At 67.4% G+C, this 16,500-nt stretch carries 11 protein-coding genes; 9 read left to right on the forward strand and 2 right to left on the reverse strand.

The features are described 5' to 3' along the window. Positions 1-4: 4 nt before the first annotated feature. Entirely contained in the window at positions 5-784 is a 780-nt protein-coding gene (locus tag V3B25_RS16805) for a 3-oxoacyl-ACP reductase (RefSeq protein WP_049424653.1), read from the reverse strand. 120 nt (positions 785-904) lie between these two features. Between V3B25_RS16805 and V3B25_RS16810 the strand changes: the two genes are divergently transcribed. From V3B25_RS16810 to recJ, 6 genes are all read left to right on the forward strand, one after another. After that, positions 905-1,576 (forward strand): dihydrodipicolinate reductase C-terminal domain-containing protein, encoded by a 672-nt coding sequence (locus tag V3B25_RS16810; RefSeq protein WP_032966043.1) that lies wholly within the window; start codon positions 905-907, stop codon positions 1,574-1,576. A 416-nt stretch (positions 1,577-1,992) separates the two neighbouring features. Beyond that, a complete protein-coding gene (carA, locus tag V3B25_RS16815) occupies positions 1,993-3,120 on the forward strand; it encodes a glutamine-hydrolyzing carbamoyl-phosphate synthase small subunit (protein WP_329811029.1) in 1,128 nt (375 codons plus the stop codon). A gap of 148 nt (positions 3,121-3,268) precedes the next feature. Further along, positions 3,269-6,511 carry a carbamoyl-phosphate synthase large subunit gene (gene carB / locus V3B25_RS16820; RefSeq protein ID WP_032128799.1) on the forward strand — a complete coding sequence of 1,081 codons (3,243 nt, stop codon included), beginning with the start codon at positions 3,269-3,271 and terminating at the stop codon, positions 6,509-6,511. An 8-nt stretch (positions 6,512-6,519) separates the two neighbouring features. After that, positions 6,520-6,984 (forward strand): transcription elongation factor GreA, encoded by a 465-nt coding sequence (gene greA, locus V3B25_RS16825; protein ID WP_026347191.1) that lies wholly within the window; start codon positions 6,520-6,522, stop codon positions 6,982-6,984. A 4-nt stretch (positions 6,985-6,988) separates the two neighbouring features. Further along, positions 6,989-7,906, forward strand: coding sequence for a phosphoglycerate mutase (locus V3B25_RS16830; protein WP_049424651.1), 918 nt, complete (start codon positions 6,989-6,991; stop codon positions 7,904-7,906). A gap of 160 nt (positions 7,907-8,066) precedes the next feature. After that, positions 8,067-9,824, forward strand: a complete 1,758-nt coding sequence (recJ, locus tag V3B25_RS16835; protein WP_049424650.1) for a single-stranded-DNA-specific exonuclease RecJ — start codon at positions 8,067-8,069, stop codon at positions 9,822-9,824. Between the two features lie 85 nt (positions 9,825-9,909). Here the strand turns inward: recJ and V3B25_RS16840 are convergent, their stop codons facing one another. Further along, on the reverse strand, positions 9,910-10,959 hold the full coding sequence (locus V3B25_RS16840) for a DUF1176 domain-containing protein (protein ID WP_329811030.1): 1,050 nt from the start codon (positions 10,957-10,959) through the stop codon (positions 9,910-9,912). A gap of 131 nt (positions 10,960-11,090) precedes the next feature. Here V3B25_RS16840 and V3B25_RS16845 point away from each other — a divergent pair, with 131 nt between their 5' ends. The 3 genes from V3B25_RS16845 (at position 11,091) to V3B25_RS16855 (ending at position 16,314) form a co-directional block, all read left to right on the forward strand. Then, positions 11,091-14,003 carry a VIT domain-containing protein gene (locus V3B25_RS16845; RefSeq protein WP_329811031.1) on the forward strand — a complete coding sequence of 971 codons (2,913 nt, stop codon included), beginning with the start codon at positions 11,091-11,093 and terminating at the stop codon, positions 14,001-14,003. Positions 14,004-14,253: 250 nt separating this feature from the next. Then, positions 14,254-15,379, forward strand: a protein-coding gene (gene prfB, locus V3B25_RS16850; RefSeq protein ID WP_097048047.1) for a peptide chain release factor 2 whose coding sequence is annotated in 2 segments (ribosomal slippage) — positions 14,254-14,328 and positions 14,330-15,379 — 1,125 coding nt in all. Because the reading frame shifts where the segments join, the coding sequence is not laid out codon by codon here. 152 nt (positions 15,380-15,531) lie between these two features. After that, positions 15,532-16,314 (forward strand): helix-turn-helix transcriptional regulator, encoded by a 783-nt coding sequence (locus V3B25_RS16855; RefSeq protein ID WP_046985666.1) that lies wholly within the window; start codon positions 15,532-15,534, stop codon positions 16,312-16,314. The last annotated feature ends 186 nt before the right edge of the window (positions 16,315-16,500 follow it).

Consider the following 16,500-nt stretch of genomic DNA (forward strand, 5'->3'; position numbering starts at 1 on the left):
CGGCTCAGTCCCGCACCAGTCCGCCATCCACCACCAGGTTCTGGCCGGTCACCGCGCGTGACCACGGGCTGGCGAAGAACAGCGCGGCATCGGCGAATTCGGCCGGGGTGGTGACGCTGCGCAGCGGGGTGTTGGCGGCGATGTAGTCGAACACCGCTTCGGGCGTGGCGGAACTGGCATCGGTGGTGCGCAGCAGGCCGCCGGACAGCATGTTGACGGTGATGCCGTGCGGGCCGAGGTCGCCGGCCAGTGTGCGGGTCAGCGACAGCAGTGCGGCCTTGGCGGCGGTGTAGTCGTGGTAGGGCACCACCGGGTTCTGGAACAGGTTGGTGCCGATGTTGATCACGCGGCCGAAGCGGCGGGCCTGCATGCCGGGCAGGGCGGCCTGCACGGTGTTCAGCGCGCCACGCACGCTGCCCTCGAACTGTGCCTGGAACGCCGGCCAGCCGATGTCGGCGGCGCCGTCGCGGGCATCGCCATTGAACGAGAAGGTGGCCAGTGCGTTGTTGACTACGGTGGTGACGCCCTGGCCAAAGTGGGCCAGGGCGTGCTGCAGCATTGCATCGACCTCGGCGCGCTCAGTGACATCGGCCGGCAGCGCGATCGCCTGTCCGCCCAGCTCGGCAGCCAGAGCACGTGCGGCGCCTTCGCTTCGGTGGTAGTTGATGATGACGCGCGCGCCCTGTGCGGCGAAGGCGCGGGCGATGTGCTGGCCAAGTCCGCGCCCGGCACCGGTGACCAGCACCAGCTGTTCGCTGATCTGCATGAGGGAACTGCCATCCATTGCATGAAAGGGCATGCAGCGTAGCAGCGATGGCGCTTGCCGGAGCGGGCGTGCTGCCGCTAGCCTGCAGGCATGAACCAGACTCCCCTGCGATTGCTCATCCACGGTGCCTCCGGGCGCATGGGCCAGGCCCTGCTGCGGCTGGCCGCCGAACATCCCGAAACCCTGCAGATCGCCGCTGCGGTGACGGGCCGTGCGCCGGCCCAGCGCGTGGTCGATGGCGTACCGTTCTTCGCGGCCAGCGAGCTGCCCGGTGCGCCGGCATTCGACGTGGCGATCGACTTCAGCCTGCCGGAGGGTTTCGACCCGATGCTGGCACTGTGCGTGGAACGTGGTGCGGGGCTGGTCTCGGGCACTACCGGCATCTCCAGCACGCAGCGCCAGGCGCTGGAGGCGGCGGCGGCGAGGATCCCGCTGGTCTGGGCCTCGAACTTCAGCCTGGGCGTGGCGGTACTGGACGAGCTGGTCGAGCGCGCGGCGCAGGCGCTGGCCGGCTGGGACTGCGACATCGTCGAATCGCACCACACGCAGAAGAAGGACGCGCCGTCGGGTACCGCGCTGACCCTGGGCGCGGCCGCGCAGCGGGGTGGGGCGGAGCCGCATTACGCCAGCCTGCGTGCCGGTGACATCGTCGGCGAGCATCTGGTGCAGTTCACCGGCCTGGGTGAGCGCATCGAGCTGGTGCACCGGGCCACCAACCGCGACATCTTCGCCCGCGGCGCCCTGTTTGCCGCCCGCCAGCTGCAGGGCCGCGCCCCGGGCAGCTACCGGGTGCGGGACCTGCTGCAGTAAGGCGGTAGTGGCGGGCGCGGGGCGGGCGGGGGGGGGGGGCCCGGGGGGGGGGGGGGGGGGGCCGCGGGCCGCGCGGCCGGGGGCCGGCGGTGGGGGGGGGCCGTGGGTGGGCTGTTGGGCGGCCGGCGGCCGGCACTACCAGGCGCCTGATGGCATGCAGATTGCCGGCCAGCGGCCGGCACGATCTGGCGGCGGACCCTGCATACGCCGCCGGATTGAAATGAATGCGCAATCGCCTGTTCATGAAGTGCGATAACCGCTGGCGCGAGCGCCCCGGCAGCGCTACAATTCGCACTCGCCGAATCACGAAAGCCGGACCGGTCCCAGACCGCACGTCCGCGCTTTTTTGCAACCGGATTTCCGTGAAGCGCAGGCGTGACTTCGGCAGCCCCCTCGGTAGCCAAAGTGAGATTCCCGTGACCCAAGCCGCAATCCTCGTCCTCGAAGACGGCACCGTATTCGAGGGCGAATCCGTAGGCGCGCCCGGCCTGTCCGTCGGTGAGGTGGTGTTCAACACCGCCATGACCGGCTACCAGGAAGTGCTGACCGACCCGTCCTACGCCCGGCAGATGGTCACGCTGACCTATCCGCATATCGGTAACACCGGCATGACCGACCAGGACAATGAAGCGTCCAAGGTGTGGTCGGCCGGCCTGATCGTGCGCGACGTTCCGCGCCGTCCCAGCAACTGGCGCAGCCAGGTGTCGCTGCAGGACTGGCTGATCCAGCGTGGCGTGGTTGCCATCGCCGGCATCGACACCCGCAAGCTGACCCGCATCCTGCGCGAGAAGGGCGCGCAGAACGGTGCGCTGATGGCCGGTGACATCGACGTGGAAAAGGCACTGGAAGCTGCCCGCAAGTTCCCGGGGCTGAAGGGCATGGATCTGGCCAAGGTCGTCACTACCGAGAAGACCTACACCTGGACCGAGGGCCAGCTGGACCTGGATGCCAACGCCTTCGTCAGCGTGCCGGCGAAGTTCAAGGTCGTGGCCTACGATTTCGGCGTAAAGACCAACATCCTGCGCATGCTGGCCGAGCGCGGCTGCGAAGTGACCGTGGTGCCGGCACAGACCCCGGCCGCCGAAGTGCTGGCGCTGAAGCCGGACGGCGTGTTCCTGTCCAACGGCCCGGGTGACCCGGAACCGTGCGACTACGCCATCGAAGCGATCAAGAACTTCATCGACGTGAAGATCCCGACCTTCGGCATCTGCCTGGGCCACCAGCTGCTGGGCCTGGCCTCGGGCGCGCAGACCATGAAGATGGGCCACGGCCACCATGGTGCCAACCACCCGGTGCAGGACCTGGACAGCGGCCGGGTGATGATCACCTCGCAGAACCACGGCTTCGCGATCGATGAAGCGACCCTGCCGGCGACCCTGCGCGTGACCCACCGCTCGCTGTTCGATGGCACCAACCAGGGCGTGGCCCGCACCGACGTGCCGGCGTTCTCGTTCCAGGGCCACCCGGAAGCGTCGCCGGGCCCGACCGATGTCGGTCCGCTGTTCGACCGCTTCGTGGTGCTGATGGAGCAGGCCAAGGCGTGATCAGTACGCCGCCGGCCCCCCGGTGGCGTCGCGATGGACCGTAAACCCCGCAACGCTGCTGCCGCTGGCGCGGCGCTGCGGATCAAGATTCCTGATCGACAGCGTGCGATCACCCCCCTTGTCACGCTGTACTGACTTAGAGAAGAAAATGCCCAAGCGCACTGACCTCAAGACCATCCTCATCATCGGTGCTGGCCCGATCGTCATCGGCCAGGCCTGCGAGTTCGACTACTCCGGCGCCCAGGCCTGCAAGGCCCTGCGTGACGAGGGTTACCGCGTGGTGCTGGTCAACAGCAACCCGGCCACGATCATGACCGACCCGGAGATGGCCGACGCCGTCTACATCGAGCCGATCAACTGGCAGACGGTCGAGAAGATCATCGCCAAGGAAAAGCCCGATGCGCTGCTGCCGACCATGGGTGGCCAGACCGCGTTGAACTGCGCGCTGGACCTGGCCGACAACGGCGTGCTGGAGAAGTACAACGTCGAGCTGATCGGCGCCAAACGCGAAGCGATCCGCATGGCCGAAGACCGCGAGCTGTTCCGCGTCGCCATGGGTGAGATCGGCCTGGAATGCCCGACCGCCGCCGTCGCCCATACCCTGGACGAAGCGCTGGAGATCCAGACCCGCGTCGGTTACCCGACCATCATCCGCCCCAGCTTCACCCTGGGCGGCAGCGGTGGCGGCATCGCCTACAACCGCGAAGAGCTGGTCGAGATCGTCAGCCGCGGCCTGGAACTGTCGCCGACCACCGAAGTGCTGGTGGAAGAGTCGGTGCTGGGCTGGAAGGAGTTCGAGATGGAAGTGGTCCGCGATACCGCGGACAACTGCATCATCGTCTGCTCGATCGAGAACCTGGACCCGATGGGCGTGCACACCGGTGACTCGATCACCGTGGCGCCGGCGCAGACCCTGACCGACAAGGAGTACCAGCGCCTGCGCGATGCCTCCATCGCCGTGCTGCGCAAGATCGGCGTCGATACCGGTGGCTCGAACGTGCAGTTCGGCATCAACCCGAAGACCGGCCGCGTGGTCGTCATCGAGATGAACCCGCGCGTGTCGCGTTCCTCGGCGCTGGCCTCCAAGGCCACCGGCTTCCCGATCGCCAAGGTCGCCGCCAAGCTGGCCGTGGGATACACCCTGGACGAACTGAAGAACGAAATCACCGGTGGCCTGACTCCGGCCTCGTTCGAGCCGTCGATCGACTACGTCGTCACCAAGATCCCGCGTTTCGCCTTCGAGAAGTTCCCGGCCGCCGATGCCCGCCTGACCACCCAGATGAAGTCGGTGGGCGAGGTGATGGCGATGGGCCGTACCTTCCAGGAGTCGGTGCAGAAGGCGCTGCGTGGCCTGGAAACCGGCAAGGTCGGCTTCGACCCGACCGGCCTGGACCTGAGCAACGAAGAAGACCTGCAGACCCTGCGCCGCGAGCTGAAGGCCCCGGGCCCGGAGCGCCTGTTCTTCGTCGCCGATGCGTTCCGTGCCGGCATGAGCGTGGAAGAGATCTACGCACTGTCGTTCATCGATCACTGGTTCCTGGACCAGATCGAGGAAATCATCGCGGCCGAAGCCGAAGTCGCTGCCGGTGGCATCGACGCGCTGGACGCCGCCCGCCTGCGCAAGCTGAAGCGCGCTGGCTTCTCCGACGCGCGCCTGGCGCAGCTGACCGGTACCAACGAAGCCGCCATCCGCGCGCTGCGTCGTGCGCACAAGGTGCGCCCGGTCTACAAGCGCGTCGATTCCTGCGCCGGTGAGTTCTCCACCGGCACCGCTTACCTGTACTCGACCTACGAGGACGAGTGCGAGGCCGCGCCGAGCAACCGCGACAAGATCATGATCCTGGGCGGTGGCCCGAACCGCATCGGCCAGGGCATCGAGTTCGACTACTGCTGCGTGCACGCAGCACTGGCGCTGCGCGAGGATGGCTATGAAACCATCATGGTCAACTGCAACCCGGAAACCGTGTCGACCGACTACGACACCTCCGACCGCCTGTACTTTGAGCCGCTGACGCTGGAAGACGTGCTGGAAATCGTCGAACTGGAACAGCCGAAGGGCGTGATCGTGCAGTACGGCGGCCAGACCCCGCTGAAGCTGGCGCGCGCGCTGGAAGCCAACGGCGTGCCGGTGATCGGCACCAGCCCGGACTCCATCGACCTGGCCGAAGACCGTGAGCGCTTCCAGCAGCTGGTGGACAAGCTGGGCCTGAAGCAGCCGCCGAACCGCATCGCCCGCAACGACCAGGAAGCCCTGCTGCTGGCCCGCGAGATCGGCTACCCGCTGGTGGTGCGCCCGAGCTACGTACTGGGCGGCCGTGCGATGGAAATCGTCTACGGCGAAGCCGACCTGGCCCGCTATGTGCGCGACGCGGTCAAGGTGTCCAACGATTCGCCGGTGCTGCTGGACCGCTTCCTCGACAATGCCGTGGAGTGCGACGTCGACATCATTGCCGATGCCCAGGGCAACGTCCTGATCGGCGGCGTGATGGAGCACATCGAAGAAGCCGGCGTGCACTCGGGCGATTCCTCGTGCTCGCTGCCGCCGTACTCGCTGTCGGCTGAAACCCAGGCCGAGCTGCGTCGCCAGGTGGTGGAACTGGCCAAGGCCCTGAACGTGGTCGGCCTGATGAACACCCAGTTCGCGATCCAGACCAGCGATGAAGGTGCCGACACCATCTACCTGCTGGAAGTGAATCCGCGTGCCTCGCGCACCGTGCCGTTCGTGTCCAAGGCTACCGGCATGCCGCTGGCCAAGATCGCCGCCCGCTGCATGGCCGGCAAGACCCTGGCCGAGCAGGGCGCGACCAAGGAAATCGTGCCGGACTACTACTCGGTGAAGGAAGCGATCTTCCCGTTCGCCAAGTTCCAGGGCGTCGACCCGATCCTCGGGCCGGAGATGCGCTCCACCGGTGAGGTGATGGGCGTCGGTCGCACCTTCAACGCCGCCTTCGCGCGTGCGCAGGAAGCCGGTGGCATCAAGGCGCCGCCGGTCGGCAAGGCCTTCGTCTCGGTGCGTGATCCGGACAAGAAGCGCGTGCTGCCGGTGGCCAAGGCGCTGCTGGCGCGTGGCTACAGCCTGGTCGCCACCCGTGGCACCGCCGCGTGGCTGCAGCAGCACGGCATGGACTGCGAGATCATCAACAAGGTGGTCGAAGGCCGTCCGCACATCGTCGACTCGATCAAGAACGGCGAGATCGTCTACATCGTCAACACGACCGAAGGTCGTTCGGCGATCAACGACTCGTTCTCGATCCGTCGCGAGGCGCTGCAGCATCGCGTCACCTACTCGACCACCATTGCCGGCGCCAAGGCGCTGGTGGATTCACTGGAATTCCGCGGCACCGGCCCCGTCTGGTCGCTGCAGGAGCTGCACAAGGAGTTGAATGCATGAGAGCCCCCATCACGATGAAGGGCGCGCAGAAGCTGCGCGACGAACTGGATCACCTGAAGTCGGTCAAGCGCCCGAAGGTGATCGCTGCGATCGCCGAAGCGCGTGAGCATGGCGACCTGAAGGAGAACGCCGAGTACCACGCCGCGCGCGAGGAGCAGGGCTTCATCGAAGGCCGCATCAAGCAGCTGGAAGGCGAGCTGTCGCACGCCGAGATCATCGACGTGAGCAAGCTCAATGCCGGCTCCAAGGTGGTGTTCGGCGCCAGCGTGACTCTGGCCGACGTGGAAACCGACGAAGAGAAGAAGTACCAGATCGTCGGTGACCTGGAAGCGGACATCAAGCTGGGCCTGATCGCCATCTCCTCGCCGGTGGCGCGCGCGATGATCGGCAAGCTGGAAGGCGATTCGATCGTGATCGACGCCCCGGCCGGCCAGCGCGAGTACGAGATCGTCAGCGTCAGCTACGTGGACTGACCCGGTGGCAACGGCGACCCTGCTGTTGCCCGCGCGCAGCCGCTTTGCCGCGGCTGCGCTGCCGGACGATGTGGCGCGTGCGCTCGGCCGCGCCACGGCGGTGCAGGTCGCGCCGGGCGAACGCGCGCAGCTGACGCGCCACTTCACGGTTGCCGCGCCGCACTTGCCGGTGGCCGCGTTGACCCGCCAGCGCGACGTCGGCGATGCCGCCGGCGCCAGCTGGCTGCGCGCCGATCCGGCCTGCATGGTGCCGGACATGCATGGCGCGCGGATGATGGCCTACGGCGAAACGCTGCGGCCGACGCTGGCCGACTGCCTGGCCCTGCTGCCGGTGCTGCAGCCGTTGTTCGCCGATGCCGGGTTCGTGCTCGACGCGCCCGATCCCTCGCGCTGGTACCTGCGGCTTCCGATCGACCTGGCCCTGCCGGACTTCGACAGTCCGGACGAGGTGCTGGGCGATGACCTGTTCTCGCACCTGCCGGAAGGCGAGGGTGGCCGCCGCTGGCGGGCGCTCATGACCGAAGCGCAAGTGCTGCTGCACAACCATTCCTGGAACCAGCAGCGCGCCGCGCAGGGACAACAGCCGATCAATTCGCTGTGGTTCTGGGGTGGCGGCGTGATGCCGGTGTCGGTCAGCACGGCGCATGCGCAGGTGCGCAGTCGTGATGCCCTGCTGCAGGGCCTGGCTCTGGCGGCAGGCGTGGCCGTGGATGGCGAGCAGGCGGTGGATGCACTGGTCGACCTGCGCCAGCTGCGCTCTTTGCAGCAGCTCGGCAATGATGCGATCCGTCCGCTGCTGGCTGCGCTGAAGCGTGGCGAGCTGCAGCGACTGGTGCTGGATTTCGAGGATGGCCTGCAGTTCCAGCTGGATCGCGGACAGCGCTGGCAGTTCTGGAAAAAGCCGCGGCAGCTTCACGATTGAGCGGGGTCGGATCCGTTTTCCATCGGAAAACGGTTCTGACCCTGGACGTTTGCCGGGGTTGCCGGCCAGCGGCCGGCACTACCGCAGGAGCCGGGCGCAATCCCGCCAGCCTCTCCCACGCGCGGTATCATCCCTCTGTCTTTCGTAACCGGCGATGCCGATGTCCCTTGCCGCCGATGCCGTGCAGCCCACCTCTGATACGCCGATGATCCTCCGCCGCGATACGGTCGCGCCCGGCAGCTGGCCGGAGGGCACGCTGCCGCTGCTGGCGCGGCTTTACGCCAGTCGTGGCGCAGGCACACCGGAACTGGCGCTGCCGAAGCTGGGCAGCCTGCATGCCCCCGAGCTGCTGACCGGCATCGACGATGCAGTGGGCCTGCTGATCGAGGCCATCGCCAACGACAAGCGCATCCTGGTGGTCGGCGATTTCGACTGCGATGGTGCTACCGCCTGTGCGGTCGGTGTGCGCGGCCTGCGCATGCTCGGCGCGCAGCATGTTTTCCACGCGGTGCCGAACCGCATGGTGCACGGCTACGGCCTGTCGCCGTCGCTGGTGGAGGAGCTGGCCGAGCTGCAGCCGGACCTGCTGGTCACGGTCGACCACGGCATTGCCTGCCATGCGGGTGTGACTGCGGCCAAGGCGCGTGGCTGGCAGGTGCTGGTCACCGACCACCATCTGCCGGGCCCGCAGTTGCCACCGGCTGACGTGATCGTTGATCCGAATCTGGATGGCGATGCCTTCCCCAGTAAGTCGCTTGCTGGCGTCGGCGTGATCTTCTACGTGCTGATGGCGCTGCGCCGGCAGATGCGCGAGGCCGGCGTCTTTGCCGATGGCAAGGGGCCGGACCTGACCGCGCTGCTGGACCTGGTGGCGGTCGGCACCGTTGCCGACCTGGTGGCACTGGACCCGAACAACCGTGCGCTGGTCAGTGCGGGCCTACGCCGTCTACGCGCAGGGCAGGGCTGTGTCGGCCTGCGTGCGCTGATCGAAGCCAGTGGCCGTGATGCCGCGCGACTGACCGCCACCGATATCGGCTTCGCACTCGGCCCGCGCCTGAACGCTGCGGGCCGGCTGGAAGACATGGCGCTGGGCATCGCGCTGCTGCTTACCGAAGACCCGCGCCAGGCGCGCGACATCGCGCAGACGCTGGAGCAGATCAATTCGGAACGCCGCGCCGTGCAGCAGTCGATGACCGATGACGCCGAGCAGGCGCTGACCCGCGTGGTGCTGGACATGGCCGGGCAGCGCCCGGTGGCGGCCTGCCTGTTCGATGCCGATTGGCATCCGGGCGTGGTCGGCCTGGTCGCGTCGAAGATGAAGGATCGCCTGCATCGCCCGGTGATCGCCTTCGCCCCGGCCGAACCCGGCGCCGACACCCTGCGTGGCTCCGCCCGCTCAATTCCCGGCCTGCACATCCGTGACGCTCTGGCGCTGGTCGATGCGCGGCATCCGGGTCTGATCGAACGCTTCGGTGGGCATGCCATGGCGGCTGGATTGAGCATGCGGCTGGATCACGTCGATGACTTCAAGGCCGCCTTCGTCGCCGTGGTGCTGGAAATGCTCGACCCGGCGGCGCTGCAGCAGCAGGTGCTGAGCGATGGCGAACTGGCCGCAGACGAGCTGGACCATCGCCACGCCGATGCCCTGCGGTTGGCCGGACCGTGGGGTCAGGGCTTCCCCGAACCGCTGTTCGATGGCCACTTCGAAGTGGCCAACTGGCGCGTACTGAAGGAGCGGCACCTGAAGCTGGAACTGCGCCTGCCGGGCATGCCTGGCACGATCAATGCGATCCATTTCGGCGGCTGGCACGGCAACGCACCCGGCCGTCATGTGCATCTCGCCTATCGACTGGCCTGCGACGACTATCGCGGCGGCAGCGCCATCCAGCTGATCGTCGAGCACTGCCTGCCTGCATGAGGAAAAGGGGAGGGAGGGGATTAAGTCGCTTGTGCCTTGTTTGCCACTTGCGACTTAATCCCCTCCGTCCCCTTTTTCTGTGGCGTCAGCGGACCTCGCTGACCAGCATCGGCAGTTCCCAGGTGCCACCGGGCACGCCCCGGCATAGACCCGGTGCCACCTCGGACGTCGCGATGAAGTTCGTCCCGTCCCACGTCCAGGCTGCGTGCGAAATGCAGTCAGCGAGGCCGCGGCCCTTCTGCGCGGCAATGATCTGGCCGTCGGTGTAGTCGATCGCATCGCTGGTCACCCATTGCGCCTGGAACGGCGCCTGCGGGCTGGCGACCCAATAGCCATCGCCGATGTTGTAGGCCCCGCGCCAACACGGGACAGTGACCAGCACATGCTGCGCGTCCAGGCGCCGGACCTGCAGCGGGGAGTTGCTGAGCGGAACGTCGGCATCAGTTTCCTGCAGGCCTTCGCAGCTGTCGTCCTCCAGCGTGGCACGCAGTGCCGCGCGCAGGGCGGGTGAGGCGGCCAGCCGAGCAAGCGCGGGATCATCCGGAGTCGAATCCAGGGTAGCGGCCTTGCGCACAACCGGCACCGGCAGTGCGGCGGGGACGCTGGATTCAGGCGTGCTGCCCTTGCGCATCACGGCGCCGGGCGTGCCGAGGCGGCCCTGGTACTCATCGATCTTCAGCAGTGCCGCTGCGGCACCCTTGTCCGACAGCGGCCAGCGATGGCCAGCGCCATCGGTCACGCCGATTCCACCGCCGCGCACCAATGCGGACAGCAGCGCGCTGGTCTGCGCAGCCGTCAAGCTGTGCGTGCCTGCGCTCTTCAAGGGAGCAAGGACACCCAGGTCCTGTTGCTGGATGCGCAGATGCAGTGCGCCCTTGGGCTGGGTCTGGCCTTCTTCCGGCTGCAGCGTCAGGCGGCCCTGGATGGCCTGATCCGGGCCGCCCTTGCGGGTGAGCAGCACACTCAGGGTGCTGTCATCGTCGGTGGCGTAGCCGGCGGCGCGGCAGGTCAAGGTGTTGTCACAGGCCACGACCCAGTCGTGGTGCTGGAAATACAGACTCCTGGCCGGAGCCGCAGCAAGCGCTGTCAGGGGGCAGGCCAGTGCCAACAGAGTGGCCAGCAGGGGCAATCGCATCGGCATCCTTGCGCGTGTGGGAGCGTGGGGGATGGTGCCTGTGGATGGGGGCAAAGAAAAGCCGAGCACGGTCCAACCCCATTCCGGCTGTCCGTGCGTTCAAATGTCCACGATCCCACTGGAGCCCTGTCATGGTCTTCGTCCGTTGCTGCGCTGTGTTGTTGCTGGCCCTCGCGGCTGGCCCTGTCGGCGCTCAGTCGCCACGTATTGCCAGGCCGCAAGCCACCACCCCGCTGTTGATCGCGCCCGCTGCCGAACAACCGGTGCAGCTGCAGCGTGCCCGCATCGAAGGCGAGGTCCAGGCCGGCATCGCCCAGACCAGGATCACCCTCGAATTCCACAACCCGAACCGACGCGTGCTGGAGGGCGAGCTGCAGTTCCCGCTGGCCGATGGCCAGCAGATCACAGGCTTCGCGCTGGACATCAACGGTGAACTGCGCGACGCCGTGCCGGTGCCCAAGGACCGTGGCCGCCAGGTGTTCGAGGAAATCGCCCGCCGCGGTGTCGATCCGGGCCTGCTGGAACAGACCGCTGGCAACCAGTTCCGCCTGCGTATCTATCCGCTGCCGGCCGGCGGCAGCCGGCGCGTGCAGCTGGTGATTCGCGAACCGCTGGCCTTCGCCGGCCAGGGCTGGCAGTGGACGCTGCCGCTGCAGTTCGCCGCTGGCGCTGCATCGGTTGAGTTGAAGCTGCAGGCGCCGGAAGCGGCCACCGCAGGTACGGCTCCGTTCCGTATCAACGCGGGCCAGCTGCACTGGCAGGGCAAGGGCGCGCAGTTGCCGACGCAGCTGCAGTGGAGCCTGCCGGCGGCACGTCAGGCGCAGGTCCAAGTGGCGCCCTGTCAGGACGGGCACTACCTGTTGGCGCAGCTGCCGGTGGTAGTCAGTCGCACGCCGCGCACACTTCCCAGCGAGATCGGCCTGCTGTGGGACGGCTCCGGATCCTCGGGTCAGCGCGATCGCACGCGTGAGTTCGCGCTGCTGGATCGCTACTTCGCAGCGATGGGTGACGGCACCGTGGCGTTGACCGTGCTGCGTGACCGCGCGGAACCGGTGCGTCGCTTCCGTGTCCGTGCGGGCAACTGGAGCGAGCTGCGTGCAGCACTGCAGGCCGTACGCCCGGACGGTGCCAGCGCGCTGGCGCAGTGGCAGCCGCAACCGAGCGTGAAGGAATACCTGCTGGTCAGCGATGGCCTGCTGACCTATGGACCGGAAGCATTGCCAGCACTCGCACCGCAGCAGCGCCTGTTCGCGGTCAGCAGTGCTGGTGCGCGAACCGATACAGTGCGCCTGCGCGGCTGGAGCGAAGCCCATGGCGGACGCTTCGTCGCGCTGGGCAAGGATGTTGACGCGGCTGCGCGGGAACTGCTGTCGTCGCCGTTGGACGTGCAGGTCGATGCGGGCCGTGGCGTACAGGATGTTGTGATCGATCGTCGCAGCGAGGCCGAAGGCTGGCTATGGCTGCATGCCCGCCTTGCGGCGGACGGCGTGCCGATGCGGGTGCGCGTGGGCGGCGGTGAATGGCAGGCACTGCCGGCAACGCAGAAGAGTGACGACGGTGAACTGCTGGCCGGCTTGTGGGCGCAGGCCCGTCTGCAGCAACTCGGCGCCGACCGCCGAGGCAACCGCGAGGCAATGCAACTGCTGTCGCAGCAGTTCGGCCTGGTCGGACCGGACACCTCGCTGATCGTGCTGGAGACCCTGGAGGACTACCTGCGCTATGCGATCCGCCCTTCGGGCAAGCTGCGCGCCGAGTACGACGCCAGGTTTGCAGTGCAGGTAAGTGATCGTGCCGCTGCTGATCGCCGGCGTCTGGATGAAGTGGCGGCACGCTGGAAGGAGCGCCAGCAGTGGTGGAACCGCAGCTGGCCGAAGGGTGCGCCGCCGCAGTTGAAAGGCAGGGCGCTGGAAGTTGCATCCGCGGACTACGCGATGGACTCGGCGCCGATGGCGATGCTCGCCGCGCCGGCCCCTGCGGCACCGCCCGCCCCGGCACCGATGGCCGCCGCTGCCGAGCAGCGCATGGAAGCCAGCAGTGCGCGTGCACGTCGCTCAACGTCCGCATCGAACAAGGCCCTGGATTCAATCACGGTCACTGGTGGTCGTGTCGCTGCGCCCGCTGCCGCCAACGAGGGCGAGCTCGGCATCCAGCTGGCGGCCTGGCAGCCGGATTCGGCCATCGCCCGTCGCCTGCGCCAGGGCTCGGCGTCGCATCTCTATGACCGCTATCTGGCCGAGCGCGATGCACACGCCGACAGCAGCGCATTCTTCCTCGACGTGGCCGACCTGTTGCTGGAGCAGGGTCAGCGCGACCTGGCACTGCGTGTGCTGTCGAACCTGGCCGAGATGGATCTGGACAACCGCCACTTGCTGCGCGTGCTCGGCTACCGGTTGATGCAGGCCGACGCGCCGGCACTGGCGGTGCCGGTGTTCGAGCAGGTGCTCGCGATGGGCCAGGAAGAACCGCAGAGCTTCCGCGATCTTGGCCTGGCACTGGCGGCTGCGGGCAAGCCGCAGCAGGCGTTGGCGCCGCTGTACCAGGTGGTGGTGCGGCCGTGGGACAACCGCTTCGACGGCATCGCCCTGATCGCGCTGGATGAGCTGAACAACCTGGTGGCACGCAGCACGCCACGGCTGGATACCCGCAGCATCGACCCGCGCCTGCTGCAGGCGATGCCGCTGGACCTGCGCGTGGTGCTGTCGTGGGATGCCGACAACAGCGACATGGACCTCTGGGTGACCGACCCGAACGGCGAGCGCGCGTACTACGGCAACCGCCTGATCTACCAAGGCGGGCAGATGTCGCAGGACTTCACCGGCGGCTATGGCCCCGAGCAGTTCTCGCTGCGCAATGCCAAGCCCGGCAAGTACAAGGTGGAGGCCAATTACTTCGGCAGCCGCCAGCAGCTGGTGACCGGTGCGACGACCCTGATGCTGCGCCTGACCACGCACTGGGGCACGCCGAAGCAGAAGGACCAGATGGTCACGATGCGGCTGAAGGATCGTGCCGAGACTGTGCTGGTTGGCGAGTTCGAGGTGAAGTAGTGATTGGCTGGCGGCGGCGATCCGGGGGGGGGGGGGCCGTGGACACCGCCGTCGCCCGCGGAGCATGGATGCCCTGCGGGGGGTCGGCTGCCGCTCAGCCGCTCCCCGCCCATGGCGGCCATCGCCCGGTCCGGACGCTGCGGCGGTGGACCACGCTCGCGCCCGCCCGCAGCGTGCCCGGGCCCTCATTCCGGGTACCCGCCGCCTGCGGTATCATTACCAGTCATCTTTTGAATGCATAACCGCCGACATGATCGAACTGAATCCTGTCCGCCAGCGCATCACCGATCTGACCGATCGCGTGCTGTCGCTTCGGGGGTATCTTTGACTACGACGCCAAGAAAGAGCGTCTTGAAGAAGTAACGCGGGAGCTGGAAAGCCCCGACGTCTGGAACAATGCCGAATACGCCCAGAACCTGGGCCGCGAGCGTTCCAGCCTGGAAAAGACCGTGGGCGGCATCGCCTCGGTGTTGGACGGCCTGGCTGATGCCACCGAACTGCTTGAGCTGGCCGAGTCTGAGCAGGACGAGGACACCGCGCTGGCCGTGGTCGCCGACCTGGACAAGCACCAGTCGCACGTCGAGAAGCTGGAGTTCCAGCGCATGTTCTCCGGCGAGATGGACAATGCCGCTGCGTTCGTCGACATCCAGGCCGGTGCCGGTGGCACCGAAGCCCAGGACTGGGCCGAGATCCTGCTGCGCATGTACCTGCGCTGGTGTGAATCGCGCGGCTGGAAGACCGAGCTGATGGAAGTCTCCGGTGGCGACGTCGCCGGCATCAAGTCGGCTACGCTGCGCGTGGAAGGCGACTATGCCTACGGCTGGCTGAAGACCGAGACCGGCGTGCACCGCCTGGTGCGCAAGTCGCCGTTCGACTCGGACAACCGCCGCCACACCAGCTTCACCTCGGTGTTCGTGTCGCCTGAAATCGATGACAACATCGACATCACCATCAACCCGGCCGACCTGCGGACCGACGTGTACCGTTCGTCCGGTGCCGGTGGCCAGCACGTGAACAAGACCGAGTCGGCGGTGCGAATCACCCACATCCCGACCAATATCGTCGTGGCCTGCCAGACCGGCCGCAGCCAGCACCAGAACCGCGACAACGCGATGAAGATGCTGGCCGCCAAGCTGTATGAGCTGGAGATCCAGAAGCGCAACGCCGAAAAGGACGCCGTGGAAGCCACCAAGTCCGACATCGGCTGGGGCAGCCAGATCCGTAACTACGTGCTCGACCAGAGCCGTATCAAGGACCTGCGTACTGGCATCGAGCGTTCGGATACGCAGAAGGTGCTGGACGGCGACCTCGACGAATTCGTCGAAGCCAGCCTGAAGGCCGGCCTGGCCGTGGGCTCCAAGCGCGTCGATGCCTGATCGACGTGCCTGCGCGGAGATCGTCACCCTCGCGCGCAACGCCGAGGGTGGTTGAACCGTTTTTGTGTAGAGCCGAGCCATGCTCGGCTGCTTCTCGCGAGCTGGCGGACGCGTCGAGCATGGCTCGACGCTACAAAGGGTAGGACGGGCCGATGATGCGCAGCGAAAGTGAACGCAAGGAACTTGGCGGCTTCCTCAAGGCCTGCCGTGCCCGTGTCGACCCCGCCACGCTCGGCCTCCCGGCCGGGCGCCGGCGTACCCCGGGCCTGAAGCGTGAGGAAGTGGCGCTGGCGATCGGGGTCAGCGTCAGCTGGTACACCTGGATCGAACAGGGCCGCGAAGTGCGCGCTTCGCCGGAGGTCCTTGAACGCCTGGCGCAGGTACTGCGCATGAGTGACGACGAACGCGCCTATGCATTCGCGCTGTCCGGCTACGGGGTGCCACTGGAATCTCCCGACGAGACAGTGACCGATGGCCTGCGCCAGCTGGTCGAAGCGATGCAACCGATCCCGGCCTACGTGCGCAATACCCGTTACGACATCCTGGCCTGGAACCCGGCCATCGCCGACCTGTTCGTGGACTACAGCCAGCTGGCGCCACATGAGCGCAACACGCTGCGGCTGATGTTCCTGTACCCGCCGTACCGCACGTTGATCCTCAACTGGGAAGAAATGACCCGCGGCCTGCTGGCCGGCTTCCGCGCGGCGATGGCGCAGGCGCCGGACAAGGCCCCGTTCCTGGCGCTGGCCGAGGACATCGCTGCGCACAGCGAGGAGTTCCGCCAGTGGTGGCCGGAGCACGACGTGCGCCGGTTCGATGAAGGTGCGAAGAAGCTGAACCATCCCACGCGCGGGTTGCTGGACCTGCAGTACGTGGCGTTGGTGCCGGAGAGCCGGCACGACCTGTCACTGGTGACCTACCTGCCGCGTAGGTAGGGGGGGGGTCGGCAGGGCTTGCAGCCCTGCACCTGCAGAGGCTGAAGCAACGGCAACAGCAACAGCGGGCATTCCGTGGGATGGCGGGGCGGTGTGGGTTGGCAGGACACGCCGTAAACCCGTCCATGGGGGCTCGATGGCGCCATCCATGGCGCCAACGGTCCTGCCAACCCACACCGCCCCGCC

Source organism: Stenotrophomonas sp. SMYL8 (assembly GCF_036320065.1).
Lineage (GTDB): Bacteria > Pseudomonadota > Gammaproteobacteria > Xanthomonadales > Xanthomonadaceae > Stenotrophomonas > Stenotrophomonas maltophilia_A.